At 63.9% G+C, this 24,526-nt stretch carries 23 protein-coding genes; 3 read left to right on the top strand and 20 right to left on the bottom strand.

Annotated features, from left to right (window positions below; genetic code table 11):
• Positions 1 to 116 precede the first annotated feature (116 nt).
• From ABIA40_RS32815 to ABIA40_RS32805, 3 genes are all read right to left on the bottom strand, one after another.
• Positions 117 to 1,124: an Hsp33 family molecular chaperone gene (locus ABIA40_RS32815; protein ID WP_404545405.1), complete on the bottom strand. Its 1,008-nt coding sequence runs from the start codon at positions 1,122 to 1,124 to the stop codon at positions 117 to 119.
• Positions 1,125 to 1,294: 170 nt separating this feature from the next.
• Positions 1,295 to 2,230, bottom strand: coding sequence for an ornithine carbamoyltransferase (argF, locus tag ABIA40_RS32810; RefSeq protein ID WP_036042744.1), 936 nt, complete (start codon positions 2,228 to 2,230; stop codon positions 1,295 to 1,297).
• Positions 2,230 to 3,438, bottom strand: coding sequence for an aspartate aminotransferase family protein (locus ABIA40_RS32805; RefSeq protein WP_404545403.1), 1,209 nt, complete (start codon positions 3,436 to 3,438; stop codon positions 2,230 to 2,232). The genes argF and ABIA40_RS32805 overlap by 1 nt, the downstream gene beginning before the upstream one ends.
• Before the next feature lie 457 nt (positions 3,439 to 3,895).
• On the opposite strand from ABIA40_RS32805, the gene ABIA40_RS32800 reads away from it, so the two are divergent.
• A complete protein-coding gene (locus ABIA40_RS32800; protein WP_036001664.1) occupies positions 3,896 to 4,408 on the top strand; it encodes a GcrA family cell cycle regulator in 513 nt (170 codons plus the stop codon).
• A 291-nt stretch (positions 4,409 to 4,699) separates the two neighbouring features.
• Here the strand turns inward: ABIA40_RS32800 and phoB are convergent, their stop codons facing one another.
• The 10 genes from phoB to ABIA40_RS32750 all read right to left on the bottom strand — a co-directional run bounded on the left by phoB (position 4,700) and on the right by ABIA40_RS32750 (position 14,654).
• A complete protein-coding gene (phoB, locus tag ABIA40_RS32795) occupies positions 4,700 to 5,407 on the bottom strand; it encodes a phosphate regulon transcriptional regulator PhoB (RefSeq protein WP_035703370.1) in 708 nt (235 codons plus the stop codon).
• A gap of 22 nt (positions 5,408 to 5,429) precedes the next feature.
• Positions 5,430 to 6,146, bottom strand: coding sequence for a phosphate signaling complex protein PhoU (phoU, locus tag ABIA40_RS32790; RefSeq protein ID WP_157285713.1), 717 nt, complete (start codon positions 6,144 to 6,146; stop codon positions 5,430 to 5,432).
• Between the two features lie 11 nt (positions 6,147 to 6,157).
• Complete coding sequence (gene pstB, locus ABIA40_RS32785) at positions 6,158 to 6,979, bottom strand: phosphate ABC transporter ATP-binding protein PstB (RefSeq protein ID WP_157285715.1); 822 nt, start codon at positions 6,977 to 6,979, stop codon at positions 6,158 to 6,160.
• Positions 6,976 to 7,821, bottom strand: a complete 846-nt coding sequence (pstA, locus tag ABIA40_RS32780; RefSeq protein ID WP_157285717.1) for a phosphate ABC transporter permease PstA — start codon at positions 7,819 to 7,821, stop codon at positions 6,976 to 6,978. Before pstA ends, pstB begins: the two co-directional genes overlap by 4 nt.
• 4 nt (positions 7,822 to 7,825) lie before the next feature.
• Positions 7,826 to 8,815: a phosphate ABC transporter permease subunit PstC gene (pstC, locus tag ABIA40_RS32775; RefSeq protein ID WP_036001678.1), complete on the bottom strand. Its 990-nt coding sequence runs from the start codon at positions 8,813 to 8,815 to the stop codon at positions 7,826 to 7,828.
• Positions 8,816 to 8,950: 135 nt separating this feature from the next.
• On the bottom strand, positions 8,951 to 9,964 hold the full coding sequence (gene pstS, locus ABIA40_RS32770) for a phosphate ABC transporter substrate-binding protein PstS (protein WP_157285719.1): 1,014 nt from the start codon (positions 9,962 to 9,964) through the stop codon (positions 8,951 to 8,953).
• Positions 9,965 to 10,113: 149 nt separating this feature from the next.
• Positions 10,114 to 11,406: an ATP-binding protein gene (locus tag ABIA40_RS32765; RefSeq protein ID WP_036042748.1), complete on the bottom strand. Its 1,293-nt coding sequence runs from the start codon at positions 11,404 to 11,406 to the stop codon at positions 10,114 to 10,116.
• 44 nt (positions 11,407 to 11,450) lie between these two features.
• Positions 11,451 to 12,506: a lysylphosphatidylglycerol synthase domain-containing protein gene (locus ABIA40_RS32760; protein WP_157285722.1), complete on the bottom strand. Its 1,056-nt coding sequence runs from the start codon at positions 12,504 to 12,506 to the stop codon at positions 11,451 to 11,453.
• Positions 12,507 to 12,954: 448 nt separating this feature from the next.
• Entirely contained in the window at positions 12,955 to 13,257 is a 303-nt protein-coding gene (locus tag ABIA40_RS32755; protein ID WP_157285723.1) for a hypothetical protein, read from the bottom strand.
• A 2-nt stretch (positions 13,258 to 13,259) separates the two neighbouring features.
• Positions 13,260 to 14,654 carry an OmpA family protein gene (locus ABIA40_RS32750; RefSeq protein WP_157285725.1) on the bottom strand — a complete coding sequence of 465 codons (1,395 nt, stop codon included), beginning with the start codon at positions 14,652 to 14,654 and terminating at the stop codon, positions 13,260 to 13,262.
• Between the two features lie 163 nt (positions 14,655 to 14,817).
• Here ABIA40_RS32750 and ABIA40_RS32745 point away from each other — a divergent pair, with 163 nt between their 5' ends.
• Both ABIA40_RS32745 and ABIA40_RS32740 read left to right on the top strand, forming a co-directional pair.
• The gene (locus tag ABIA40_RS32745; RefSeq protein WP_271546355.1) at positions 14,818 to 15,876 is read left to right on the top strand and encodes a polysaccharide deacetylase family protein; all 1,059 of its coding nucleotides are present in this window, start codon (positions 14,818 to 14,820) and stop codon (positions 15,874 to 15,876) included.
• A gap of 91 nt (positions 15,877 to 15,967) precedes the next feature.
• On the top strand, positions 15,968 to 16,780 hold the full coding sequence (locus ABIA40_RS32740) for an SDR family oxidoreductase (protein WP_404545398.1): 813 nt from the start codon (positions 15,968 to 15,970) through the stop codon (positions 16,778 to 16,780).
• 473 nt (positions 16,781 to 17,253) lie between these two features.
• Here ABIA40_RS32740 and ABIA40_RS32735 read toward each other — a convergent pair whose 3' ends face one another.
• The 7 genes from ABIA40_RS32735 to boxB form a co-directional block, all read right to left on the bottom strand.
• Positions 17,254 to 18,474 (bottom strand): pyridoxal phosphate-dependent aminotransferase, encoded by a 1,221-nt coding sequence (locus tag ABIA40_RS32735; protein WP_271546359.1) that lies wholly within the window; start codon positions 18,472 to 18,474, stop codon positions 17,254 to 17,256.
• Positions 18,475 to 18,542: 68 nt separating this feature from the next.
• Positions 18,543 to 19,274, bottom strand: coding sequence for an HAD-IA family hydrolase (locus ABIA40_RS32730; protein WP_271546361.1), 732 nt, complete (start codon positions 19,272 to 19,274; stop codon positions 18,543 to 18,545).
• Between the two features lie 92 nt (positions 19,275 to 19,366).
• On the bottom strand, positions 19,367 to 20,131 hold the full coding sequence (locus ABIA40_RS32725; protein WP_271546363.1) for an amino acid ABC transporter ATP-binding protein: 765 nt from the start codon (positions 20,129 to 20,131) through the stop codon (positions 19,367 to 19,369).
• Positions 20,128 to 21,021, bottom strand: a complete 894-nt coding sequence (locus tag ABIA40_RS32720) for an amino acid ABC transporter permease (protein ID WP_404545396.1) — start codon at positions 21,019 to 21,021, stop codon at positions 20,128 to 20,130. The genes ABIA40_RS32725 and ABIA40_RS32720 overlap by 4 nt, the downstream gene beginning before the upstream one ends.
• Positions 21,022 to 21,032: 11 nt before the next feature.
• Positions 21,033 to 21,899 carry an ABC transporter substrate-binding protein gene (locus ABIA40_RS32715; protein ID WP_271546367.1) on the bottom strand — a complete coding sequence of 289 codons (867 nt, stop codon included), beginning with the start codon at positions 21,897 to 21,899 and terminating at the stop codon, positions 21,033 to 21,035.
• 145 nt (positions 21,900 to 22,044) lie between these two features.
• Complete coding sequence (locus ABIA40_RS32710) at positions 22,045 to 22,743, bottom strand: GntR family transcriptional regulator (protein ID WP_271546369.1); 699 nt, start codon at positions 22,741 to 22,743, stop codon at positions 22,045 to 22,047.
• A 329-nt stretch (positions 22,744 to 23,072) separates the two neighbouring features.
• Positions 23,073 to 24,524 (bottom strand): benzoyl-CoA 2,3-epoxidase subunit BoxB, encoded by a 1,452-nt coding sequence (boxB, locus tag ABIA40_RS32705; protein ID WP_157286575.1) that lies wholly within the window; start codon positions 24,522 to 24,524, stop codon positions 23,073 to 23,075.
• Positions 24,525 to 24,526: the final 2 nt, after the last annotated feature.

Raw genomic sequence — 24,526 nt, 5'->3', positions numbered from 1 at the left:
CCTCTCGTTTCGATCAGCATCGTCTCGGAGTACTGGATCGCCCGATCAAGTCGGGCGATGACACCGCGCGTGTGGCACTGCTCCACTCGTCATTGAGTGCAGCGACGCGGGTAGGCTTACGCGTCCTCGACGCCCGCTTCGTGCGGCGTGAACTGGTACACCGACGAGCAGAACTCGCAGGTGACCACGACCTTGTCGTCCTTGACCATGGCGGCGCGATCGTCGTGCGAGAAGCTCTTGAGCATCGCGGCGACCGCATCGCGCGAGCAGGAGCACCGCGCCTCGAGCACCTGCGGATTGAACACGCGCACGCCGCGCTCGTGGAAGAGGCGGTAGAGCAGCCGCTCGCCGGAGAGTTCGGGATCGATCAGCTCGACGTCCTCGACGGTCTCGATCAGCGAGCGGGCCTCGACCCAGGCATCGTCCTCAGTGACGCTGTGCACCTCGGTGCCGTCGGGCGCATCGCCGGGATGCAAGTCCGCCTGCCGCGCGCGCTCCGGCGCCTTGGGCAGAAATTGCATCAGCATGCCGCCGGCGCGCCAGCGATGCTTGCCGCCGTCGCTCGAGCGCCACTCCTCGCCGACCGCGAGGCGCACGCGCGTCGGGATCTGCTCGGAGCGCATGAAATATTCGTGGGCGGCGTCTTCCAGGCTGCCGCCGTCGAGCGCAACCAGGCCCTGGTAACGGCTCATGTCGGGGCCCTGGTCGATGGTCATGGCGAGATGGCCGCGGCCGAGCAGCGTGCCGGAATCCTTGGTCGTGCCCAGGCGCGAGGCGTCGAAGCGCGCATAGGCGCGCAGGCGGTCCGGGGCCTTGTAGTCGACGACCAGGAACGACACCGGACCGTCGGTCTGGGCCTGAAGAATGAAGCGGCCCTCGAATTTCAGCGCCGATCCAAGCAGCGTCGTCAGCACGATGGCCTCGCCGAGCAGCTTGCCCACGGCTGCGGGATAGTCGTGCTTGGTGAGGATGTCGTCGAGCGCGGGGCCAAGCCGCACCAGGCGCCCGCGCACGTCGAGCGCGTCGACCTCGTAAGGCAGCACGGCGTCATCGATCGGAACCGATGATGGCGCGCGAACCGGGCCTTCAGGCCCGGTTTTCATGTCAGGAGATTGGGAAACCATGGCGCTTTATCTGGGGTCGTTCGATGCAAATTGAAAGAGGCACGCCCGCATTCCGTCGTCCGCGGAACGACGAGCTGCGTAGCCCGGATGGAGCGCAGCGCAATCCGGGGGGTCTTTCCACGCGTTGAGAACCCCGGATTTCGCTGCGCTTCATCCGGGCTACAAGAAGGTTACTTCACCGCGTCGAAGCACCAGGCCAAGATGCCCTTCTGCGCGTGCAGGCGGTTTTCGGCCTCGTCGAACACGACCGATTGCGGCCCGTCGATCACCTCATCGGTGACCTCCTCGCCGCGATGGGCCGGGAGGCAATGCATGAACAATGCGTCCGCCTTTGCCAGCGACATCAGCTTGGCATTGACCTGGTAGGGCTTGAGGACGTTGTGGCGGTGCTCGCCCTCCTTGTCGCCCATCGACACCCAGGTGTCGGTGACGACGCAATCGGCGCCGCGCACGGCGGCCTCGGGATCGGTGCCGAGCACGATCGGCGCGCCCGTCGCCTTGATCCAGTCGCGCATCGCCTTTTTCGGTGCGAGCTCCGGCGGCGTTGCGACATTGAGCTGGAATTTGAAGCGCTCGGCGGCATGGGCCCAGGACGCCAGCACGTTGTTGTCGTCGCCGGTCCAGGCCACCGTCTTGCCCTCGATCGGGCCGCGATGTTCCTCATAGGTCATGAGGTCGGCCATCACCTGGCAGGGATGCGAACGCCGCGTCAGGCCGTTGATGACGGGCACGGTGGCGTTGGCCGCGAGCTCCAGCAGCGCATCGTGGTTGAGGATGCGGATCATGATGGCGTCGACATAGCGCGACAGCACCCGCGCGGTGTCGGCGATGGTCTCGCCGCGGCCGAGCTGCATCTCGGCGCCGGTGAGCATGATCGCCTCGCCGCCGAGCTGGCGCATGCCGACGTCGAACGAGACGCGGGTGCGGGTCGAGGGACGCTCGAAGATCATCGCCAGCGTCTTGCCCTCGAGCGGCCTGACCGGCTGTTGCGCCTTCTGCTTCGCCTTCATGGCGGAAGAGGCGGCGAGCATGCTCTTGAGCTCCGACAGCGGCAGCTCGTTGATGTCCAGGAAGTGCTTGGGAGCTTTGTTGGGCGTCGTGCTCATCAGCTTGCCGCCCGCTTGGTCTGGCTGGAGGAGATCGCAGCGCAGGCCCGCTCTAACCGCCCGACGCTGTCCTCGATCTCCGCTTCGGTGACGATCAGGGGCGGCAGGAAGCGCACGACATTGTCGCCGGCCCCGACGGTGAGCAGCTTTTCGGCGCGCAGCGCCGCGACGAGATCGCCCGACGGCACCACGGCCTTGATGCCGATCAGCAGGCCCTCGCCGCGAACCTCGCTGACGACATCAGGGTGACGATCGATCACGGAGGCGAGCTTCTGCTTGAGCAGCAGCGACATCTTCTGCACGTGGTCGAAGAAGCCGGGCTTGAGCATGACGTCGAGCACGGCGTTGGCAGCCGAGATCGCGAGCGGATTGCCGCCGAAGGTCGAGCCGTGCGAGCCGGGCCCCATGCCGGCGGCCGCATCCGCGGTCGCCAGCACCGCGCCGATCGGAAAGCCGCCGCCGAGCGCCTTGGCGAGCGACATCACGTCCGGTGTGACGCCGGTGCGCTTGTAGGCAAAGAGCTCGCCGGTGCGGCCCATGCCGGTCTGCACCTCGTCGAAGGCGAGCAGCAGCCCGCGCTCGTTGCAGAGCTCGCGCAGCGCCCTCAGGAAGGCGTGAGGTGCAGAACGAACGCCACCCTCGCCCTGGATCGGCTCGATGAGAATGCCGGCGGTGTGCGGACCGATCGCTTTCTTCACAGCCTCCAGATCACCATGCGGCACCTGGTCGAAGCCATCCATCGGCGGGCCGAAGCCCTCGAGATATTTCGCAGAGCCGGTGGCGGCGAGCGTCGCCAGCGTGCGGCCATGGAAGGCACCCTCGAAGGTGATCATGCGGTAACGCTCCGGATGCCCCTTGGAGAAGTGATGGTGACGCACCAGCTTGATCACGCCTTCCAGCGCCTCGGCGCCGGAATTGCAGAAGAACACGAAGTCCGCAAAGCTCTCATTGCAGAGGCGGCTTGCGAGCTTCTCGCCGTCAGGGCTCTGGAACAGGTTCGACATGTGCCAGAGCTTGGTCGCCTGCTCCTGCAATGCCTTGACCAGCGCGGGATGGACATGGCCGAGCGCATTCACCGCCACGCCCGAGGTGAAATCGAGATAGCGATCGCCGTTGGTCGCGATCAGCCAGCAGCCTTCGCCGCGCTCGAAACCGAGGTCGGCCCTGGCGAAAACGGGGAGCAAATGCGGCGCTGCGCTGTTAGTCATGACATCACTTGAATGTTGCGGACGGTGTGAGGCATGCATTGCGCGACGCACCATCAACCGGCCCCGGAAAACGAAACGTGCCGCCTTTTAAGGGCGGCACGTGCCACTATCTTATGCTTGGCAAGACGGGTGTCAATGCCGCCCGGAAAGCCTCGCGAAACGCTGATTCCGTAGTCTTGCGGTGCCGATTTTGCGGTTTTTCACCACGGAACATGTGGAAGCGAGTCGGCGGACTCTTGCGCGGGAGTCACGCCATATTGTAGCGTTTGGACTGTCAGATACGACATCTCGTGCAGCAGTTCTGATCCCAGAAGTCCTCATGTACCGGCGTAAACGTTCGGGCGTCTTGAGCGCGCCCGGCGAGCCTTAAGGGATTCTGACGGCACGGGTTTTTCAAGGCTAAAGCATTCGCTGCGAAGGCCCAGGATGGCAGGCGCGCAGCGAGGGAAAGGGTGCAATGACGGTTTTGACCTGGTCCGATGATCGCGTCGAGCAGCTGAAGAAGCTCTGGGAGGCCGGACTTTCGGCCAGCCAGATCGCGGCGGAGCTCGGCAATGTGACCCGCAATGCCGTGATCGGCAAGGTGCACCGGCTCGGCCTGTCCGGCCGCGCCAAGAGCCCTTCATCGGCAGCGCCCAGGCCGCGCAAGGCACGGCCCGCGCAGCACATGATGCGGGTGACCCGCCCCGTCGCGCGCGGCAACACCGCGCTGGCGCAGGCCTTCGAGGTCGAGTTGGAAGCCGAGCCGGTTACCTACGACAACGTGGTGCCGATGAGCCAGCGGCTGTCGCTGCTGGAATTGAACGAGGCGACCTGCCACTGGCCGGTCGGCGATCCATCGAGCCCGGATTTCTTCTTCTGCGGCGGCAAGGCGCTCTCAGGCCTGCCCTACTGCGCCCAGCATTCGCGCGTGGCCTATCAGCCCGCAGCGGACCGCCGTCGCGCAGCACCGAAGCCGGGCACGCGGTGAGCTCGCGATTTCATTGATTGCCAGGACAGCAGCCGTCACACGATGACGGCTCCAATTATTCGGTGTCATCCCCGCCTAGTGCGCGATTGCGCACGGGGAGCGGGGATCCATAACCACAGGGCGCGGTGATTGCGCGAGATGGTTACTGCGAGTCTTCGCCAGACCACGTACTATCGTTGATCGCGGCGAGCGCGAGCGCTCGCGCTGAGATCCCGGGCTCGCGCTGCGCGCGCCCCGGGATGACGGTCGAGATCGGCGCCGCAGTTCGCCAAACCAGCTGTCGCTGGCGCTTTATGTCTGCTCAGCCTTCGCAAAGCGATCGTCCAGCGCGTAGCCGGCGCCGCGGACGGTGCGGATCGGGTCCTGCTCGCGGCCGAGATTGAGCAGCTTGCGCAGGCGGCCGATATGGACGTCGACGGTGCGCTCGTCGATGTAAATGTCGCGGCCCCAGACGCTGTCGAGCAGCTGCTCGCGCGAGAACACGCGGCCGGGATGCTCCAGGAAGAACTCCAGCAGGCGATATTCGGTCGGGCCGAGATCGATCGGCCGGCCTGAGCGCGCCACGCGGCGCTTGTCGCGGTCGAGCTCGATATCGCCATAGGCGAGCACGGTGGCGAGGCGCTCGGGACTCGCACGCCTGAGCAGACCCTTCACGCGCGCAAGCAGCTCCGGCACCGAGAACGGCTTGACGATGTAATCATCCGCGCCGGTCGCAAGCCCGCGCACCCGCTCGCTCTCCTCGCCGCGCGCGGTGAGCATGATGATCGGCAGCTGCTTGGTCTCGGAGCGGGTCCGAAGCCGCCGGCACAGCTCGATGCCCGACAGGCCCGGCAGCATCCAGTCGAGCACGATCAGATCGGGAATGTGCTCCTTGAGGCGGGTGTCGGCGTCATCGCCGCGCATCACCGTCTCGACGTCATAGCCGTCGCCTTCGAGGTTGTAGCGAAGAAGCTCGGTGAGAGCTTCCTCGTCCTCAACCACCATAATGCGTGCGCCCATGTTGTCGTCGCTCCTTAAGTCGTCAGGTGTTCGGCACCGTCGTGGCGAAGGTCGTCATGTCGCCCTTCGGCCGCTTGTCGGTGATCGCCTGGCCCTCGATCATGTAGAACACGGTCTCGGCGATGTTGGTGGCGTGGTCGCCGATCCGCTCGATGTTCTTGGCACAGAACATCAGGTGGATGCAGAACGAGATGTTGCGCGGATCCTCCATCATGTAGGTGAGGAGCTCGCGGAACAGCGAGGTGCAGATGGCGTCGACTTCCTCGTCGCCCTTCCACACCGCCATCGCCGCCGGGAGGTCGTGCGCGGCATAGGCGTCCAGCACCGATTTGACCTGCTGCTGCACGAGGTCGGTCATGTGCTCCAGGCCGCGGAACAGCTTGAGCGGATGAAAATCCGTCTCCAGCGCCGCGACGCGCTTGCCCATGTTCTTGGCGAGATCGCCGATGCGCTCGAGATCGGTCGCAACGCGCATGGCGCCGACGATCTCGCGCAGGTCCACGGCCATCGGCTGGCGGCGGGCGATGGTGAGCACGGCGCGCTCCTCGATGCGCTTCTGCAGCGCGTCGAGCTCGCCGTCGGTGGCGACGACGCGCTGGCCGAGCGCCACGTCGCGGCGGATCAGCGCGTCGACGGAATCGACGATCATGCGCTCGGCGATGCCGCCCATCTCGGCGACCAGGCGGGTGAGCTCCTGAAGGTCGCTGTCGAAAGCCTTTAAGGTATGTTCAGAACCCATGTTCCGTCTCCTCAGCCGAACCGGCCGGTAATGTAATCCTGCGTGCGCCGATCGCTCGGCGACGTGAAGATCTTGCTGGTGTCGTCGAACTCGATCAACTCGCCGAGATACATGAAGGCGGTCTTGTCGGAGACGCGCGCCGCCTGCTGCATGTTGTGGGTGACGATCGCGATCGTGTAATTCTCGGACAATTCCTGGATCAGCTCCTCGACCTTGGCGGTCGAGATCGGGTCGAGTGCCGAGCAGGGCTCGTCGAACAGGATCACCTCGGGCCGCACCGCGACGGTGCGGGCGATGCAGAGGCGCTGCTGCTGGCCGCCGGAGAGCGACAGGCCGGAGGCATTAAGCTTGTCCTTGACCTCGTTCCACAGCGCGCCGCCGCGCAGCGCCTTCTCGACGCGGCCGTCCATCTCGGACTTGGAGATCTTCTCGTAGAGGCGGATGCCGAAGGCGATGTTCTCGTAGATCGTCATCGGGAACGGCGTCGGCTTCTGGAACACCATGCCGACCCGGGCGCGGAGCAGGTTGAGGTCGAGCTTGGGGTCGAGGATGTTGGTGTGGTCGAGCAACAGCTGACCCTCTGCGCGCTGGCCCGGATAGAGGTCGTACATCCGGTTGAAGATGCGCAGCAGGGTGGACTTGCCGCAGCCGGACGGGCCGATGAACGCCGTGACGCGGTTGGTGCCGAGCGCCAGGTTGATGTTCTTCAGCGCGTGGTGGTCACCGTAGTAGAAGTTGAGGTTGCGCGCGGTGACCTTGGCGGGCGCCTCGGGCAACGGCTGCGAACCGGGATGAACGGTCGGTGCGCTGACGGAAACAGACATTTCACTCATTTTGCAGTCCTCTCGGCGCCAAGGATGCGCGCGCCAATGTTAAGGGCAAGCACGGTCAGGGTGATCAGCAGCGCGCCGCTCCAGGCGAGTTGCTTCCAATATTCGTAGGGGCTCTGCACGAAGTTGTTGATGGTGACAGGCAGGTTCGCCATCGTCTTGTCCAGGCCGAGGCTGAAGAACTGGTTCGACAGCGCCGTGAACAACAGCGGCGCGGTCTCGCCGGCGACCCGGGCGGTGGCGAGCAGCACGCCGGTGATGAGGCCGGCGCGCGCCGCACGGTACGCGATTCGCCTGATCACCAGCGAGCGCGGCAGGCCGAGCGCGCTGGCAGCTTCGCGCAACGGATTCGGCACCAGCAGCAGCATGTCCTCCGTGGTGCGCACGACGACCGGGATCACGATGACGGCAAGTGCCAGCGCGCCCGCAATCGCCGAGAAGCCGCGCATCGGCACCACCACCGCGCCATAGATGAAGAGGCCGATGATGATCGAGGGTGCCGACAAGAGAATGTCGTTGATGAAGCGGATCACCGAGGTCAGCTTGTCGTTGCGGCCGTACTCGGCGAGATAGGTGCCGGCGAACAGGCCGAGCGGCGCGCCGATGCCGACGCCGATCACGGTCATGATCAGCGAGCCGACGATGGCGTTGCGCAGGCCGCCCTCGTTCGATCCGGGCGGCGGCGTGTCAGCTGTGAAGACCTGGAGGTTGAGCCCGGCCAGGCCGTTGTAGAGCAGCGTGACCAGGATCAGCGCGAGCCAGGTGACGCCGAAGGCGGCGGCGGCGATGCAGAGGCCGCGGATGACGATGTCCCAGCGGCGGCGGCGTGAATAGATCGGGTTCATGGCTTCACTTCCCGGCCTTGGTTTCGAGGCGCAGCAGCATCAAACGGGCGGCCGCGAGCACGAAGAACGTCAGCACGAACAGCAGGAGGCCGAGCAGGATCAGGCCGGACTGGTGCAGGCCGTCGCTCTCGGCGAACTCGGATGCGATCGCCGCCGAGATGGTCGTGCCCGGCGCGAAGATCGACGAGGAGATCCGGAACGAGTTGCCGATGATGAAGGTCACCGCCATGGTCTCGCCGAGCGCCCGGCCCAGCGCCAGCATGACGCCGCCGATGATGCCGACGCGGGTGTAGGGGATCACCACGCTGCGGACGACCTCCCAGGTGGTGCAGCCGACGCCGTAGGCGGCTTCCTTCAGCACCGGCGGCACCGTCTTGAACACGTCGACCGAAATCGAGGTGATGAAGGGCAGCACCATGATGGCGAGGATCAGCGCGGCGTTGAACAGGCTGAGATAGGACGGGGGCCCTGCGAAGATCGCGCCCAGCACGGGGACGCCGTCGAACACCCTGATCATGAAGGGCTGGAAGGTGTTGGCCAGGAAGGGGCCGAGCACGAAGAAGCCCCACATGCCGTAGATGATCGAGGGAATGCCGGCGAGCAGCTCGACCGCCATGCCGATCGGGCGGCGCAGCCATTGCGGGCAGAGCTCGGTGAGGAAGATCGCAATGCCGAGACCGACGGGAATGGCGATCAGCATCGCGATGAAGGAGGTGACGAGCGTGCCGTAGATTGGCCCGAGCGCGCCGAGCACCGGCGGATCGGCCGAGGGCGCCCAGCGCTGCGTCCACAGGAAGGAGATGCCGAACTCCTGGATCGCCGGGAAGGCGCCGACGATCAGCGAGATGATGATGCCGCCGAGGATCAGCAGCACCGAGATCGCGGACAACCGCGTGATCCAGTAGAAGGTGACGTCGCCGAGCTTGAACGCGCTCAAGGCCTTGGCGCGATCATATGGACCGGCAGCATCAATCACATTGCTCTCAACAGCCATCTCAGCCACGCCGATCCCCTATACCCGTTTTATGTACGCTTGTTGTTGGTGGCGCGCTCCGGATACGGCAGGAGGCCGATCCGGAGCGGAGATCTTGCAGCATCCCGGAACCGTGTCCGGGACACATATAGCGCCTTAGCTCTTGATCTCGGCAGCCCAGGTCTTTTCGATCTGCTGGACGACGCTGTCCGGCATCGGGATGTAGTCGAGCTCCTCGGCCATCTTGCCGCCGTTCTTGAAGGCCCAGCGGAAGAACTTGATTGCTTCCTGCGCGGCCGCCTTGTCGGTGGCGGACTTGTGCATCAGGATGAACGTCGCCGCCGTGATCGGCCAGGACTTCTCGCCGGGCTGCTCGGTCAGGATGACGTAATAGCCGGGAGCCTTGGACCAATCGGCGTTGGAAGCGGCCGCCTGGAAGGCCTCGACGGTCGGCTGCACCGGCTTGCCGGCCTTGTTGACGAGACCGGTGTGGGTGAGCTTGTTCTGCTTGGCATAGGCGTATTCGACATAGCCGATCGAGTTCTTGGTCTGGCTGATGTTGCCGGACACACCCTCGTTACCCTTGGCGCCGACGCCGACCGGCCACTCGACCGCGGTGCCCTCGCCGACCTTGCTCTTCCAGTCCGCGCTGGCCTTGGAGAGATAGTTGGTGAAGTTGAAGGTGGTGCCCGAGCCGTCCGAACGACGGACCACGGTGATGGCCTCTGACGGCAGCTTCGCGTTGGGATTGAGCTTCTTGATCGCGGCATCGTCCCACTTGGTGATCTTGCCGAGATAGATGTTGGCCAGGGTCTCGCCGTCGAACACCAGCTCGCCCGGCTTCACGCCCTCGAGGTTGACGACGGGGACGATGGCACCCATCACCATCGGCCACTGGACGAGGCCGTCCTTCTCGAGCTGCTCGGCCTTGAGCGGCGCGTCGGTGGCGCCGAAGGTCACGGTCTTGGCCTGGATCTGCTTGATGCCGCCACCCGAGCCGATCGACTGGTAGTTTAGACCGTTGCCGGTCTCCTTTTTGTAGGCGTCGGCCCACTTCGAATAGATCGGGAACGGGAACGTCGCGCCGGCACCGGTGATGTCGGCCGCAAAGGCTACCGTCGTCGATGCGGCGACCAAGCCGGCAGCGACCATGGTTTTGAGGAAATTCATGCTGGTCTCCATACAGGGGAGCGAAGCGCCATCCGCGCCCGATCGCGCTCCCCGCGCCGCCGCTTTAGGGGCGGTCGGCTGTGCTTTTACGAAGGTTTCGTGACAGTTGGATGACGACACCAAGCAATTGAAATTGCTTGCGTTTCCGATCAAGCCGGAGTCTTGGTCTGGGGAAAACAGGCGGTGAAGGTGGCGCCCTGCCTGGGCACGCTTTCGATCAAAAGGCGGCCGCGATGACGGTTAAGAATATGTTTCACCAGCGATAACCCGAGCCCGGTGCCGCCTTGCGAGCGGCTGTCGCCGACATCGACCCGGTAGAAGCGCTCGGTCAGCCGCGGCAGGTGCTCCGGCGCGATGCCCGGGCCGAAATCGCGGACCATGACCCGGATTTCCTGAGTTCCGTCAGCGGCGGCGCTCGAGGTCAGCGACACGATGACGCGCCCGCCGGAGGCGCCGTATTTGAGCGCGTTCTCGATCAGGTTCTCGAACAGGCGGAGCAGCTCCTCGCGGTCCCCCGCGATCATCACCGGCGGCTCCGGCAGGTGGATGTCCACCTCGACCTGACGCTCGCGCGCCAGCGGCTCGAGCCCGTCGGCGACCTGACGGATGATCGGGACGAGATCGACCAGGGTGTCGGGCCGGACATGGGCCGACAGCTCGACCCGCGACAGCGACAAGAGATCGTCGATCAGGCGCGCCATGCGCGTGGCCTGGTTGTGCATGATGCCGAGGAAGCGCTCGCGCGCCTTGGGATCGTCCTTGGCCTGGCCCTGGAGCGTATCGATGAAGCCCGACAGCGCCGCCAGCGGCGTGCGCAGCTCGTGGCTGGCATTGGCGACGAAGTCGGCGCGCATCTCCTCGACCCGGCGCAGCGGCGTCTGGTCGTGGAAGGTCATCAGCATGCATTTGTCGGCGCCGCCGAAGCTGGTCGGCACCGGTACCGGCGTGATGATCAGCTCCATCCAGCGATCAACCGGAACATGATCGAGATAGGTCGCGCGCCGCGGCTCGGTGGTCGCGATGGCCTCGCGCAGCGCGGTGATGATCTCCGGCGAGCGCAGCGCGAACTGGGCGAGCTCGTTCTTGCGCAGCGCCGGCGCGAGCTGGGCGGCGGCGGCGTTGAGGTGGATGACGCGGCCGGCCCGGTCGAGCAGCACCGCCGGATCCGGCATGCCGGCGACCACCGCGGCCACCGCCGCGCTCTCGACCGGGTTGATGCGTCTGACGTCGTCGCGGGAGGTGGCGGGATCGTGCAGCCGCCACGGGATCAAGGCAGCCGCCGCGATGCAGAGGAACACGATTGCAGCGTGCAGCGCCGACAATTCGCCGAGCGAGACCACGACGGACAGCGCCAGCGCCGCGGCGATCAGGATGATGGTCGAGTGCCGCAGCCGATCGGACCAGGGCTGGGCGGAGGGAGAAGAGGGGGCGTCGATCGCCATCGGGGCGGACTTCTCCTGGGCTGTCCTTAAGGACCTGACACCGGTCAGGCGCCGCTGTCGCTGCGCTCTCTCACATAGGCGGCTTCAGGCGCCGGGCCGGGGTCCAGCTTGAGCGCCGCCTGTTGCAAGCGCTTCGATCGGGCGCCGATTATAACCTCTCGAAACGTCAGCAAGATTACAGATAAGACGAACGGAGACAGATAATAGAGGACGCGGAACAGGAGCATGCCGCCCAGCAGCTCCTCGCGGTCCATCTGCCAGAGGCCGACCAGCATGGCGGCATCGAACACCCCCAAGCCTCCGGGTGAATGGCTGGCGAAGCCGAGCAGGGTCGCCGAGACGAAGATCACCGCGACCATCACGAAGCCGAGATTGGGCTCGTCGGGGACCAGCACATACATCGCCAGCGCGCAGAAACCGAGATCGACGATGCCGATCGCGATCTGGAGCAGCGTCAGCGGGCCGCCCGGCAGCACCACGGTCCAGGGGCCGCGGCCGACCACCCGCGGCTGGCTCCAGACCCAGATCACGTAACCGATCAGCGCCACGATGATCGTCAGCGCCAGTGTCCGGTTCAGCCAGACCGGCAGCTGGTCGATCGAGGCTGCCGCCTCCGGATGGTAGGCGATGCCGAGGCCGAGCACGGCGGCATTGCCCAGCCAGAAGGTCAGGCCGGCGAGAAAGCAGATTTTTGCGACGTCGATCGCGTTGAGCCCATAGGCCGAATAGATGCGGTAGCGCACCGCCCCGCCGGTGAAGACGGAGGCGCCGACATTGTGGCCGATCGAATAGCTGGTGAAGGCCGCGAGCGCGTTGATGCGATAGGGCACATGGGCATGGCCGATCGCGCGCGTGGCGAAGAGGTCGTAGAAGGTCAGCGTGAAATAGCCCGCAGTGACGAATAGCGCCGCCATCGCAATCTGGCTCGGCTCGGTGCTCTTGATCGCTTCGAGGACCTCGTTGAAATCGATGCCGCGCAGCATGTGGTAGAGCACGTAGCAAGCGATGCCGATGACCGCGATGCTGATCACGACTCCAAGCTTATGCAGGACTTGCTTCTGGCGCAGAAACGTCATCGCCCTGCGTATGGCTTCCAGCATCTAGACCTCGAACAACGCTTCAGCGGCCAGGGTGGCCGGCGGACAGGCGGACGCGCAGGCATTCAACGAACCCTCGCCGCCGGCGCCGGAATCGCGCATGCCCCCTGCCCCTCCACTAGCGCGTTTTCGGCCGAAGTGGAATTCGCCAATTCGAACAAAAACACGTGCCTTCAATATTTTAGGCAGGGTTGCAGCTCCCAGTGCCAGGGTTTGGCGCTTTCGTCGGCAAGGCTTGGCGCGAATCTCCAGGCGATCCTGCGCAGGGGCCATGAAGTTTTGATGATTTCGGCCGCACAATGTTCCGTTACGCCTTAAGCCGACGTCAATCTATGGAGCCGGCCTGCCTGTTGAAAGAGGGGTGACTGGAGCGGCCAGGTCCCGGTTTTCCAATGCGCCGAAAGGCCGCGGCGGAGCACACCCCGTCCCTCGCTGAGGGTGCATAGCAACATCACACAGCGGCTGGCGGCGCGGTACGCGAGACCACGCGGTCGCGCAGCCACGCTCCGATCGTGCCGCCGACGAGATAGCAGGCGAACATGATCAGGCCGAGGTCGAGCCAGTAGCCGAAGCGACCGGGGACCACATGGGTGAGAGAGGCCGCGACCAGGGCGGCGGCAAACACTGCGAGCCACCGCGCCGTCACCTTCGAAGTGCCGTTGCCGCGCTGGACCACCGAGATCCAGCCCATGCAGAAGCCCAACAGCAGCGAGCCGATCAGCCAGCCGAGATGGAACGAGACGAGATAGGGCATCGTCACCTCACCAGAAATTCGATGCGGCGGTTCTGCGCCTTGCCTTCATCGGTGTCGTTGCCGGCGACGGGCTGCGTGCTGCCATGGCCGACCGCGGTGAAGCGGCTGGCAGGAAGGCCCGCCTTGACGAGATAGTCGATCACCGCCTGCGCGCGCTTTTCCGAAAGGGCCTGGTTGAAGGCATCCTCGCCATCGGCGTCGGTGTGTCCGACGACCTCGATATTGGTGGTGGGGCAGCGCAGCGCGGTCTCGATGAGGCGATCGAGAATGCCGGCCGAGTCGGGATCGATGTCCGCGCGCCTGTTCGCGAAGCGGATCTTGCCCTTGGTCAGAAGCTCCGAGAACAATTGCTGGCACACGGTGCCGTCGACCGGGCCTGCGGCGGGCTTCACCGTGATCTCCGGCTTGTACTGCCAGTTCTTCGGGAAGTCCTTGCCGAGGCCCGCGCGGATCTCGTTGGCGGCGCCCTCGTAGAGTGCATCGCCCGAGAGCTTCACCTCGCGGTCGGAGACGACCAGCGTGCCGGTCGACAGCCGCGACAGCGCGCCCAGCGCGGCGATAACAGCCGTGCTGAAGGAGCCGGGGGCGCCGATGCTGGCCTTGAGATTGTCGACGACCTTTTCGGTGAAGAACTTTCGCGAGGCGCTGGTGCCGATCGCGGCGTGGACGTTGTTGTCCGGAACATAGCCGGTCAGCGTTACCGTCGCAGCCACCGGATCCTTGTAGGCCTGGAAGATGTAGGGCGGCGCCTTGATCTCGTTGGCCGCAATCGAAAAACCCTCGGGCAGGTTCTTCAGCGCAGCTGCGATCGCCTCACGGCCGCCGAGCTCGCGCGCCATGCCCGACAGATTGACCTTGGTGTCGGTGATCGTGATCTTGCCGTCCTTCAGCTTGCCGATCTGATCCAGCAGCAGCACCGCGGCGGCTTCGAACCGAGGCGGCGCCCCGCGCGCCAGCCCCATCTGGTCGGCGACCTCGACGCCGCCGACTTCCTTGCGGGCCGCCTCGGTCAGCCGGGCCCTCATCGATGGCAGCGGCGCGGAGCCCGACAGCGTCACCCGCACCACGTCGCGCTCGGCATTCCAGACGAAGGGCTTGGCCTCGGGAACGAGGCGGGTCCGGTCGTCGACCAGCCGCACGCCGGGCACGGTTTCGACCGCCATCACGGCGTCGCGGCGCCCCTCCTCGGAGAAGGCGTCCGCGGCCAGGCTGACGTCGCGGCCGTCGACCGCGATCCGGGTCTTGTCCAGAACGGTGTCCTTGAGCGCAGCCGAGCTGCGGGCCGACAGATCGGCCTCCACCGGTAAGGTATTATTCCAGGCCGCAAATCCCCACATGACGGCAAGGGGGATCAACCCCGGCCACCATTTGCTGGCCCACGAGAAAAGCTTCTGCATTCGACGACCCGACCTCTGGAAACGGAGACAAAACAAACCCTTGGCAGGCTGTCAAACCGGAAATGGCCCTGGTCCCAAGGCCCGGGTGGGACAATCGGAATAACTTTTTCTTCAAGAGTTCTTCCGTAAGTTGAGGCCGGAATGCCAAAGTCCCCACCCGGTCATGAAACAACTGCGTAACAACGTCATCCGCGCCGGGCTGGGAGCACTCTATCTCAGCGGGGCGCACCACCTGTTGCGCCCGCTCTTGTCGGGCGTCGGCGCCATTTTCATGCTGCACCATGTGCGGCCGGCGCGCGAGGCCGCGTTCCAGCCGAACCGGCATCTCGAGGTCACCCCCGACTTCCTGCGCGCCACGCTGTGCCATTTGCGCACGCGCGACATCGACATCGTCAGCATGGACGAGCTGCATGAGCGGCTGGTGCAGGGCCGGTTCGACCGCCGCTTCGCCGCCTTCACCCTCGACGACGGTTACCGCGACAATCTGGATTACGCGCTGCCGGTGCTGCGCGAATTTGACGCGCCGCTGGCAGTCTATGTCGCGAGCGATTTTGCCGACGGCACCGGACGATTGTGGTGGACGGCGCTGGAGGCCGTGATCGCCAAGGCCGAGCAGATCGACATTCAGATCGGCAATTCCGCGCTGCGGCTCGATGCGACCAATGTCGCGGCGAAGCAGGCGGCGTTCGACCGCCTGCACGACTGGCTTCGCGCGCTGCCGAGCGAGCAGGATCTTGCGCGCGAGATCGGCGCGCTGTGCAGGACTTACGGCGTCGACATGGAAGCGCTGTGCCGCGGCCTGTGCCTGTCCTGGGCCGAGCTCAAGACCTTTGCCGCCGATCCGCTGGTCACGATCGGCGCGCACAGCGTCAGCCATTGCAACCTCGCCAAGCAGACGGAAGACATCGCCGCGCAGGAGATGGCCGCAAGCCGCGCGCGGATCGAGCAGGTGTTGGAGCGCCCCGTGCTGCACCTCGCCTATCCCTATGGCGACCGTGACGCCGCGGGCGCGCGCGAATTCGCCCTTGCCGCATCCGCCGGTTTCAAGACCGCGGTGACGACGCGGCCCGGCATGCTGTTCGCGGAGAATGCCGACCACATGACCGCGCTGCCCCGCGTCTCGCTCAACGGCAATTATCAGGACGCGCGGATCCTGCCGGTGCTGACCTCTGGCGCCGCGACCGCGATGTGGAACGGCTTCCGCCGCATCGCGGCGGCGTAGGCCTCAATCTGCACTGGTCGAGGACAAGCGCGCCTTCCTTGACTCCTCTCCCTGCTCCGCCCACAACCGGCGGCAACAAAGGGAGGAACGCATGTTCAACGATCTGTTCTCGCTCAAAGGCCGCATCGCGCTGGTAACCGGCGGCTCGCGCGGCATCGGCAAGATGATCGCGGCGGGATTTCTCAGTGCCGGCGCGGCGAAGGTCTACATCACCGCGCGCAAGGCCGGACCGTGCGAGGAGACCGCCAAGGCGCTCAGCGCGCAATATGACGGCGAATGCATCGCGCTGCCGATCGACATGTCCACGGTCGCCGGCTGCGAGCTGCTCGCGAGCGAATTCAAGAAGCGCGAGTCCCGGCTCGACATCCTCGTCAACAATGCGGGCGCGGCCTGGGGCGCGGAGTTCGACGAATTCCCCGAGAACGGCTGGGACAAGGTGATGAACCTCAACGTCAAGGCGCCGTTCTTCCTGACCAAGGCGCTGGCGCCGACGTTGCGCGCCTCGGCAAGCGCGGAACGGCCGGCGAAGGTGATCAACATCGCCTCGATCGACGGCATCTTCGTCAATCCCGGCGAGACCTATTCCTATGCCGCGAGCAAGGCCGGGTTGATCCACCTGACGCGGCGCATGGCGGTGAAGCTCATCCCGGACCACATCGTGGTCACCGCGATCGCGCCGGGCCCGTTCAAGTCGGACATGAACCGCGCCGCGCGCGACCACGCCGACGAGGTCGCAACGCGCGTCCCCGTGGGCCGCATCGGCACCGACGAGGACATGGCGGGCGCTGCGATCTACCTCGCCTCGCGCGCCGGCGATTACGTGGTGGGAGCGACCATCGCGGTGGATGGCGGCATCGTCTATGCGAACCCCGGGATCAAGGGCAGCGGGTGGGACAGCGATTGATCTGGCGATCTCCCGTCACGCACAGCGGGGCTCAAAACCAAAACGTTGAAAACAACCCCATGCACAGTAGGAAGCCCCTTGATCGACAAGGGGCTTTTCTTGCCGCGCGGAAACGACCCTTGCCGCCGCGATGATGTTGACACGTCGGGCAAAACACTGCCGAGCTGGGGCATGTAGTCAAAATCCATCAGGGGCGATGCAGGCACAGCGACGTCTGCTTTCCGCTCGAAAAGGTGCATTGGCGGTCCCAGATGTGCATGTCCGCCAAGGCCACAATCGAGAGCGTTGCAACACGCCAGGACCACCGCATTCCGGTAGTCGACAAGTGGGACGTCAGCGCTTATCGGGCCTGAGAATAAGAGTTTTCCCTTCTCTCGGGGCGTCATCCCCCGAAGTGAACACCAGATCGCCGTGTCGTTTGGCAGGGACGTAGTTTCCCTGCGGTATTGGCCTTCCACGTTGTTGCGGGATCATCATGCGCGGTATCGCTCGACGAGTTGGACGACCCGTTCGACGGCACGCGCGGCGGGCTGTCGGGCCTGCGAAAAATTGAGACGGACACTGTCGTCGGAGTGAGGGCTAAATTCCGTGCCAGGGGTCACCGTCACGGCGGCCTGATGTCGGAGTATGCGAACGAAATCCCTCATGGATACCGACAGCTTCGGCAGGCGTGGGAACAGGTAGCTGCCGCCTTGTGGTCGACGGACTCTGACACCCTCCACCGAATCGAACGATTCGATCAGATCATCCCGAATGATCTGATGCAGGCGTATACGCTCCTCCATCCATCCTGTCGGCTCGTCAAACCAGCTTTGCAGCACCGATTGGCTATAGCCCGCGGCCCGCAGCGAGACGATCGCCTGCAGCTTTTCCATGCGCGAGATGATCGCTGGAGATCCGAACGCCACCCCAAGACGATACCCACTCAGTGATTCCGTCTTGGAAGGTCCCATGATCGTGATGATCCGGTCAGGGTCGACGTCGCCGGCGCGCAGGTGCCAATAGTCCGCTCCATCGAATATCTGTCGTGCGTATAATTGATCGACGATCACGGTCACACCGTAACGTACGGCGAGCCGCGATATGCTCTCGACGTCCTCCCGACAGTAGATGACGCCAGTCGGATTGTTCGGGTTGGAGAAGACGAAGACCTTCGCTCCGGCTCTGAGGGCATCTTCGAGACCGGAGAGGTCGATTCCACTTGAAGTGGTCGTTCCGAGATAGTCCAGGCTGACGGGAACGATTTCGCCGCCGAAGAACTCGACAAGTTTTCGGTTTGCGAAGTAGTCCGGTCGGACGATCGCGACCTTATCGCCTGCTGACACCGTTGACGCGATGGCCAGAAAGAGTGCGCCCTGGGTTCCTGGCGTGACCATCAGACCCTCGGAGGCTGAAACCGGTGCACCGGTGAAACGCTCGAGCTTCGCCGCGAGCCCATGACGAATCTCGGCATCGCCCCTGTATTCTGTGTAGGCTCTCTTGCCGCCGACACGGACGCCTTGGACGAATGCTTCCAGGGTACCCGGTGCAGGCTCGAAGGCATCCACGTCACCATGGGAAAAGTCAACTGGCATACCGTCGAGAGTTCTCCCCTTCAGCAAATTTGCATGATGAGTCGAAGCCTGACGTACCTCCTGGCCTGGCGCATCGTCGGTAGCAAGTCTTCCGAATTTCTCTAGCAACGAAGTCATCATGTTTCCTTCCTCGGTGCTCCTTTGATGCACCGAGCCAATTGCCTGATCAGCGATGCGGTTTGTGACGCTCAGCTTGCCGAAGCTGATCTGGACCGTCCTTTGTGCAACGCCACGAGTTCGGCAAGCGAATTGACGGTCAGATGCGGCTCGGCCTCCGTCGCCAAGGTGGCCCCGCTTCCGGCCCGGTCGTGGCGACGATTGACCCACACGGTGGTCAGCCCAAGTTCGCGCCCAGGAGCGACGTCGTGATGCTTGCTCTGCGCGACATGCAGGATTTCGTTTTTTGCCATGCCTTTCGCGGCCAGCGCCTCGATGGCGCGTGTGAAGTGCGGCAGTGCAGGCTTGTACGAGCCGACATCCTCCGCCGTCACCGTTAATTCGAAGGGCACTTCGAGGTGGCGCAGCGTTCCCGTAAGCGACGTGTTGTCAACATTTGACAGGATGACTAGCTTGTAGAAGCGCGACAGATACCGCAGGCTATCCACCGTGTCGGGGAAAGCTGGCCATTCCGGAACCGAAGCCGAGAAATTTGCGGCATGACCTCCGTCCGCGGTCCAGCCAAAGGTGCGCTCGATATCCTTCCATGTCCTGGCGAGCACTTCGGGGTAGAGCAATGCAGGTCTCGTCTGTTGATGCTTGGCCTGGTGAAGCGCGAAGGACGTGACGACGAGATCGGTCGGAATCGCCGGGTTGATGGCGTCGATCCATGGACGGACGACCCGGGCAATGCCGGTCTCCCAATCGATGAGCGTGCCATAACAGTCGAACGTAACAACCTTGAACTTGTCGAAATCGATCACTCGAGGCCTCCTGGTCTGTTGGCGGCGCCTGACGAGCTAGAGCCGCCGATCTCGGTTTTAAAATGCGATGCCGCCAGAATCGCTGGGCCGGGTCACAGAACCTTCGAAAGGAAAGCTCTGGTCCGGTCGCGGCCCGGTCTTCCGAGCACTTGCTCCGGCGTTCCCGTTTCGACGACTTCGCCTTCGTCCATGAAGGCCACGATGTCGGCCACTTCGCGTGCAAATCCCAGTTCGTGCGTGACCACGACCATGGTCTTTCCGGCTTTAGCCAGCGCCTTCATGACGTCGAGTACTTCGCTGACCCGTTCCGCGTCCAGGGCCGACGTGGGCTCGTCGAACAACAGGACGCGGGGGTTCATCATGAGCGCGCGGGCAATAGCAACGCGCTGCTGTTGCCCGCCGGACAGGTGCGCCGGATATGACGATTCGTAGCCGGCCAGTCCGACCGTCGACAGAAGCTCGGCGGCCCGCTCGCGCGCGTCCGCCGCGGCTTCCTTGCGCAACAAGGTAGGAGCGCAGGTCAGATTCTGCGCAACGGTCATGTGCGGAAAGAGATTGAAATTCTGGAACACCATGCCGACGTGTTCGCGCTGCTGCGCCAAACGACCAGGCGAAAGTCTCCTATAGGCTCGACCGGATAGGACGTAGCCCTGAAGTTCTCCGAAGATCCGCACCTCACCTCCCTGAATCTCCTCCAGGCTGTTCAGGCAGCGCAACAGGGTGGACTTGCCGGACCCGCTCGGGCCGATGATGCAGGATACTCGACCGGGCTCGACGGAGAAATCGACGTTCCTCAACACGGTGCGACCGCCGAATCGCTTGACAAGACCGCGGACGGAAACAGCCAGATCGCTCATCGATCGCGTCCTCTTCGAAGCAGCTCCTTCCACGTCGCGTCCGACTTGCGACTTGTCGATCGGCCATATGCCCGTTCGACTCCATGCTGGACGACCGAAAAGACGGTCGACAAGGCGAGGTACCAAAGCGAAGCGACGATGAGGAGGGGAATGGTCTGATAATTGGTCCCGTAAATGATTTCGGCACTGTGCAGGAGCTCGGACACGCCTAGTACCGATACCAGCGAGCTGTTCTTCAGCATCGCAATCGTCTGATTCCCGATGACAGGAACGATGACCTTCATCGCCTGCGGCAGGAGGATGCGGAAAGTTACCTGCCGCGGCCGGAGCCCCAGGCTGGTGGCCGCCTCCGTCTGACCGCGATTGACGCTCTCGAAGCCCCCGCGGACGATCTCCGCCATGTAGGCGGCTTCGTTCGTGGTCAACCCGATGATCGCTGCGAGGAAGGGCGTGACTATCTGCGTGGCATTCACCTCGTATCCGAAGAAGCCGAGCGTCGGATAAAGGGCGGCAAGGTTGAACCAGAAGATCAGTTGCACGAGCAGCGGCGTTCCTCGGAAGAACCAGACATAGCCAGACCCCAGCTTTGCGACCACGGGCGATTGAGACCGCATCATCACGGCCAGCACCGCTCCGATCAGTACTCCGAGAACGATGCTGATCGCGGTGAGCACCAGCGTCATTCCGACGCCCCTGAGGATGATCGGCGCCATAAGATATTCGGCGGCGATATCCCAGTGGAAATTGGGATTGGTCACGACCGAACGCGTCAACGACAACGTCACTAGGATGGCGACGATCCAGCCGGCATACTCCCAGCGGGAACGATGTGGCTTTCTGACGTCCACGAGAATTTTAGGGGCGACCCCCGCCATATTCGGATCCAACATCTCGGCGGCTCTCAGTGGAGTTCGATCGTTTCGAGCGTGGCATTAGGCAGGCCCCACGCCCGGAATATCTCCTTGTACTGCGGCATGGTCACGATGTGCTTCATGGCCGCGACCAAAGCGGGAGTCAGCGCGCTGCCTTTCTTCGTGGAGAGCGTTATGGGGAGCGGGCGGATCTCCGCGCCGGCGACGCGAAAAATCGGCTGCTTGAGAACCGCGTAACTCATGACCGGCGTATCGCCGAACGCGGCGTCAAGACGACCGGACAAAAGCTGGGTCAACGCATCCTGCTGGCTCGGAAGGCCCACGATGTTGACAGGTTTTTTGCCGCTTGCGGCACACTCGTCCGAGAGTTCCGGCAACAGCTTCGCGAGTTGAAGAGAACCGAGTTGAGCGCCGACGTTCAGGCCGCAGAGGTTCGAGACGTCGGCATTGCTGCTCCTAAGGGTGACGGCCTCGGAGCCCCACTTCGCATAGTCGATCATGTCGAGAACTTTGGTGCGTTCCGGCGTTACCCCCATGCTTGCGATGGACAGATCGAATTGCCCGCTGAGCAATCCGGGGATGATGTTGTCGAATCCTACGTTCGCGAACTGCACCTGCACCCCGAAGACGCGGCCCATCAATCTGGCGAGATCCGGATTCGTGCCGAGTGGCGTTCGACCATCCGTAGCCAGAAACTTGTTCGGCGGCGTCGACAGATTCATGGCCACCTTCAGGCTCTTCGTGCTTGCCGGCAACAGCGCGGCGACTTCCTTCACGGGCTGAACGTCGGCGAAGTCGTTGGCGTCGGTCGTGCTCAGGGCTGGCGCTTCCGAAGCTGCTGATGCGCTTGCGTTCCAAGTGGCGGCGCCGATAGTCCCCGTCGCGATCGCAACCATGAAGCCTCGGCACAGGGAGCGGTAGGCCACTGAGTGTCTCATTTTCCTAATCCTCTTCATGGCAAACGGTTGCTGGTTGTTGGCGCTCAAGTTGACGCCCTGACCGGAGTTGGCGCGACGCCGCTCGTGGCGCGCGGCTGGGAAATCATTCGAGTTCGTCCGCCGTGGAGACGGTGGCCGGTAGCTGATCCAGCATGCGAAGCATCGCCTGCTGGATCTGATCGCCGGTCAGCCGGGCCGCCTGCTCGACATCGCCCGCCCGTAGCGCGTTCACGATATCGCGATGACTGTCATCCCAATCGGCCGACAGACCGACCGTGCGCCAGACGGGGAGCACATATCGATTGATTGCGATCTGCAGTGCCGAAATTTGCGAGAGCAGCCGGGGGCGACCCGAGCGACCGTACAATCGATTATGGAACGCCCAATGGAGGACGGCGGCCTCTGCTCCCAGTCTTGATGGCCGCACCTGTGCGAGAATCTCTTCGGCTTGATCGTAGTCAGCGGCCCGCAGGTGCGGCGCCGATAGCCGAAGCGCGTGCGGCTCGAGCAGCTTCCGCATTTCCATGATGTCTTGGAAATCGGCTCGGCTCAGGGGCGCGACCCTAATGCCCCTATTGAAGCGCTGCACCGCCAAGCCTTCCGTGACTAGCTTTGCCAGCGCTTCACGAACCGGGACGCGGGAGACGCCAAATCGCTGAGCGATTTCGTCTTGGTTCAACCGCTCGTTCGGAGCGAAGGCGCCTTCGAAGATGGCTTCCCGCAACGCCCTTGCGATCGCGTCAGGCAGGCCGTCACGGCCGGCAATATGACGAGCAGCCAAATCGGCGAGGAGGTCGGGCATGAAGAAGTGCACCTAAAATGAATATTGTCGAATGTATTCATTTTAGGGGGTGAGTCAATCCTTTGGTAGAAGGGCTACAAAATTCAGTGTTTTCAATGGCTTGATGGCTGTTTAGTGGAAAGCCTCATGCAGGCCATTGGGATGCGGCCTAAAAAAGACTAGTAGACAATCGCAGTGGCGGAGATGTCCCCTCCATTCGTTACGAGTACGCCGCGGCGCCTCCACCGTCGCTGGAATGCGGGATCGCCCGGCCAAGCCGGGCGATGACAGCGGGATGTGTGGCGAGATCGCCGCCTCTTGCGAAGAGCGCTTCGTCCCGCCAGCAGCCCTTACGACTCGATCTTCACGTACTCGAAATCGCCGGGCTTGTTGTCGATGCCGACCTTGGGCGGCGAGATCCAGGAGGCGAACTGGCCGATCTCGGTGACGGGCTGCATCAGGGATGTGATGAAGTCGCCGTCGCTCGCCGACGGCAGCCATTCGTCCTTGCGCTTGGCCCAGGTCGCATCGTCGATCAGGATGCCGTCGGGCGTCGCGTGCACGTCCTTGAACTCGCCGATGTGGCGGTGGAAGGCGACGTTGGGCAGCGTCAGCTTGAAGTCGTAGCCGGCGGTCGAGATTACCTTGTTCCAGCGCAGCATGCCCTTGACGCAATCCTGGCTGTAATCGTCGCGCAGGCGCATGTTGAGCGCGGTCAGCGCCGGCTCATCGACCAGCTTGACTTCGCCGTTGATCAACTTGAGCACCGGATAGGTCGAATTCTTGAGCTGGTGATCGTCGTCGATCTGGGTCTCGTGGTAGCGGCCCTTGATGCCTGCGTTGAACGCGTTGGCCGCGTTGGTCGAGACTTCCGAGCCGAACAGGTCGAGCGACAGCGTGTAGTGCAGGTTCAGCTTCTTCTGGATGGTCGGAAGATCGATCACGCCGAGCGCGCGGACCCTAGCGATGTCGGTGGGATCGGTGATGCCAGCCGCCTTCATCGCATCGCAGGTGCGCTGCACGACGCGGGTGATGCCGGTCTCGCCGACGAACATGTGGTGCGCTTCCTCCGTCAGCATGAAGCGGCAGGTGCGCGACAGGGGATCGAAGCCGGACTGCGCGAGCGAGTGCAGCTGCATCTTGCCGTCGCGGTCGGTGAAGTAGGTGAACATAAAGAAGGACAGCCAGTCCGGCGTCGCTTCGTTGAACGCGCCCAGCATGCGCGGCGCGTCGGCATCGCCGGAGCGGCGGCGCAGGAGATCGTCGGCCTCCTCACGGCCGTCGCGGCCGAAATATTTCTGGAGCAGATAGACCATCGCCCAGAGATGACGGCCTTCCTCGACGTTGACCTGGAACAGATTGCGCATGTCGTACAGCGAGGGCGCGGTCTTGCCGAGATGGCGCTGCTGCTCGACCGAGGCCGGCTCGGTGTCGCCCTGGATCACGATCAAGCGGCGCAGCATGGCGCGATGCTCGCCCGGCACTTCCTGCCAGGCCGGCTCGCCATAATGCTCGCCGAACGGCACGACGCGGTTCTCTTCCTGCGGCGCAAGCAGGATGCCCCAGCGATATTCGGGCATGCGGACATAGTCGAACTTGGCCCAGCCGCGCGGATCGACGGAGTAAGCGGTGCGCAAATAGACCAGCGATTCCTGGAAGCCCTCGGGGCCCATGTCGCTCCACCAGTCCATGTAACCGGGATGCCAGCCCTCCAGCGCTTTGAGCACCTGGCGGTCTTCGGCGAGGTTGACGTTGTTCGGAATCTTGGTCGAGTAGTCGACGTTCATGATGTTCATGTTCATGT

This window comes from Bradyrhizobium sp. USDA 223, from assembly GCF_044909005.1.
Lineage (GTDB): Bacteria > Pseudomonadota > Alphaproteobacteria > Rhizobiales > Xanthobacteraceae > Bradyrhizobium > Bradyrhizobium yuanmingense.
The sequence above is the reverse complement of the archived record's forward strand: the minus strand, read 5'-3'. Positions and strand labels throughout refer to the sequence as shown.

Coding starts and splice junctions, on each gene's coding strand:
- ABIA40_RS32815 (WP_404545405.1), bottom strand. CDS start 1,124: ATGGTTTCCCAATCTCCTGACATGAAAACCGGGCCTGAAGGCCCGGTT.
- argF (WP_036042744.1), bottom strand. CDS start 2,230: ATGAGCACGACGCCCAACAAAGCTCCCAAGCACTTCCTGGACATCAAC.
- ABIA40_RS32805 (WP_404545403.1), bottom strand. CDS start 3,438: ATGACTAACAGCGCAGCGCCGCATTTGCTCCCCGTTTTCGCCAGGGCC.
- ABIA40_RS32800 (WP_036001664.1), top strand. CDS start 3,896: ATGACGGTTTTGACCTGGTCCGATGATCGCGTCGAGCAGCTGAAGAAG.
- phoB (WP_035703370.1), bottom strand. CDS start 5,407: ATGGGCGCACGCATTATGGTGGTTGAGGACGAGGAAGCTCTCACCGAG.
- phoU (WP_157285713.1), bottom strand. CDS start 6,146: ATGGGTTCTGAACATACCTTAAAGGCTTTCGACAGCGACCTTCAGGAG.
- pstB (WP_157285715.1), bottom strand. CDS start 6,979: ATGAGTGAAATGTCTGTTTCCGTCAGCGCACCGACCGTTCATCCCGGT.
- pstA (WP_157285717.1), bottom strand. CDS start 7,821: ATGAACCCGATCTATTCACGCCGCCGCCGCTGGGACATCGTCATCCGC.
- pstC (WP_036001678.1), bottom strand. CDS start 8,815: ATGGCTGTTGAGAGCAATGTGATTGATGCTGCCGGTCCATATGATCGC.
- pstS (WP_157285719.1), bottom strand. CDS start 9,964: ATGAATTTCCTCAAAACCATGGTCGCTGCCGGCTTGGTCGCCGCATCG.
- ABIA40_RS32765 (WP_036042748.1), bottom strand. CDS start 11,406: ATGGCGATCGACGCCCCCTCTTCTCCCTCCGCCCAGCCCTGGTCCGAT.
- ABIA40_RS32760 (WP_157285722.1), bottom strand. CDS start 12,506: ATGCTGGAAGCCATACGCAGGGCGATGACGTTTCTGCGCCAGAAGCAA.
- ABIA40_RS32755 (WP_157285723.1), bottom strand. CDS start 13,257: ATGCCCTATCTCGTCTCGTTCCATCTCGGCTGGCTGATCGGCTCGCTG.
- ABIA40_RS32750 (WP_157285725.1), bottom strand. CDS start 14,654: ATGCAGAAGCTTTTCTCGTGGGCCAGCAAATGGTGGCCGGGGTTGATC.
- ABIA40_RS32745 (WP_271546355.1), top strand. CDS start 14,818: ATGAAACAACTGCGTAACAACGTCATCCGCGCCGGGCTGGGAGCACTC.
- ABIA40_RS32740 (WP_404545398.1), top strand. CDS start 15,968: ATGTTCAACGATCTGTTCTCGCTCAAAGGCCGCATCGCGCTGGTAACC.
- ABIA40_RS32735 (WP_271546359.1), bottom strand. CDS start 18,474: ATGATGACTTCGTTGCTAGAGAAATTCGGAAGACTTGCTACCGACGAT.
- ABIA40_RS32725 (WP_271546363.1), bottom strand. CDS start 20,131: ATGAGCGATCTGGCTGTTTCCGTCCGCGGTCTTGTCAAGCGATTCGGC.
- ABIA40_RS32720 (WP_404545396.1), bottom strand. CDS start 21,021: ATGTTGGATCCGAATATGGCGGGGGTCGCCCCTAAAATTCTCGTGGAC.
- ABIA40_RS32715 (WP_271546367.1), bottom strand. CDS start 21,899: ATGGTTGCGATCGCGACGGGGACTATCGGCGCCGCCACTTGGAACGCA.
- ABIA40_RS32710 (WP_271546369.1), bottom strand. CDS start 22,743: ATGCCCGACCTCCTCGCCGATTTGGCTGCTCGTCATATTGCCGGCCGT.
- boxB (WP_157286575.1), bottom strand. CDS start 24,524: ATGAACATGAACATCATGAACGTCGACTACTCGACCAAGATTCCGAAC.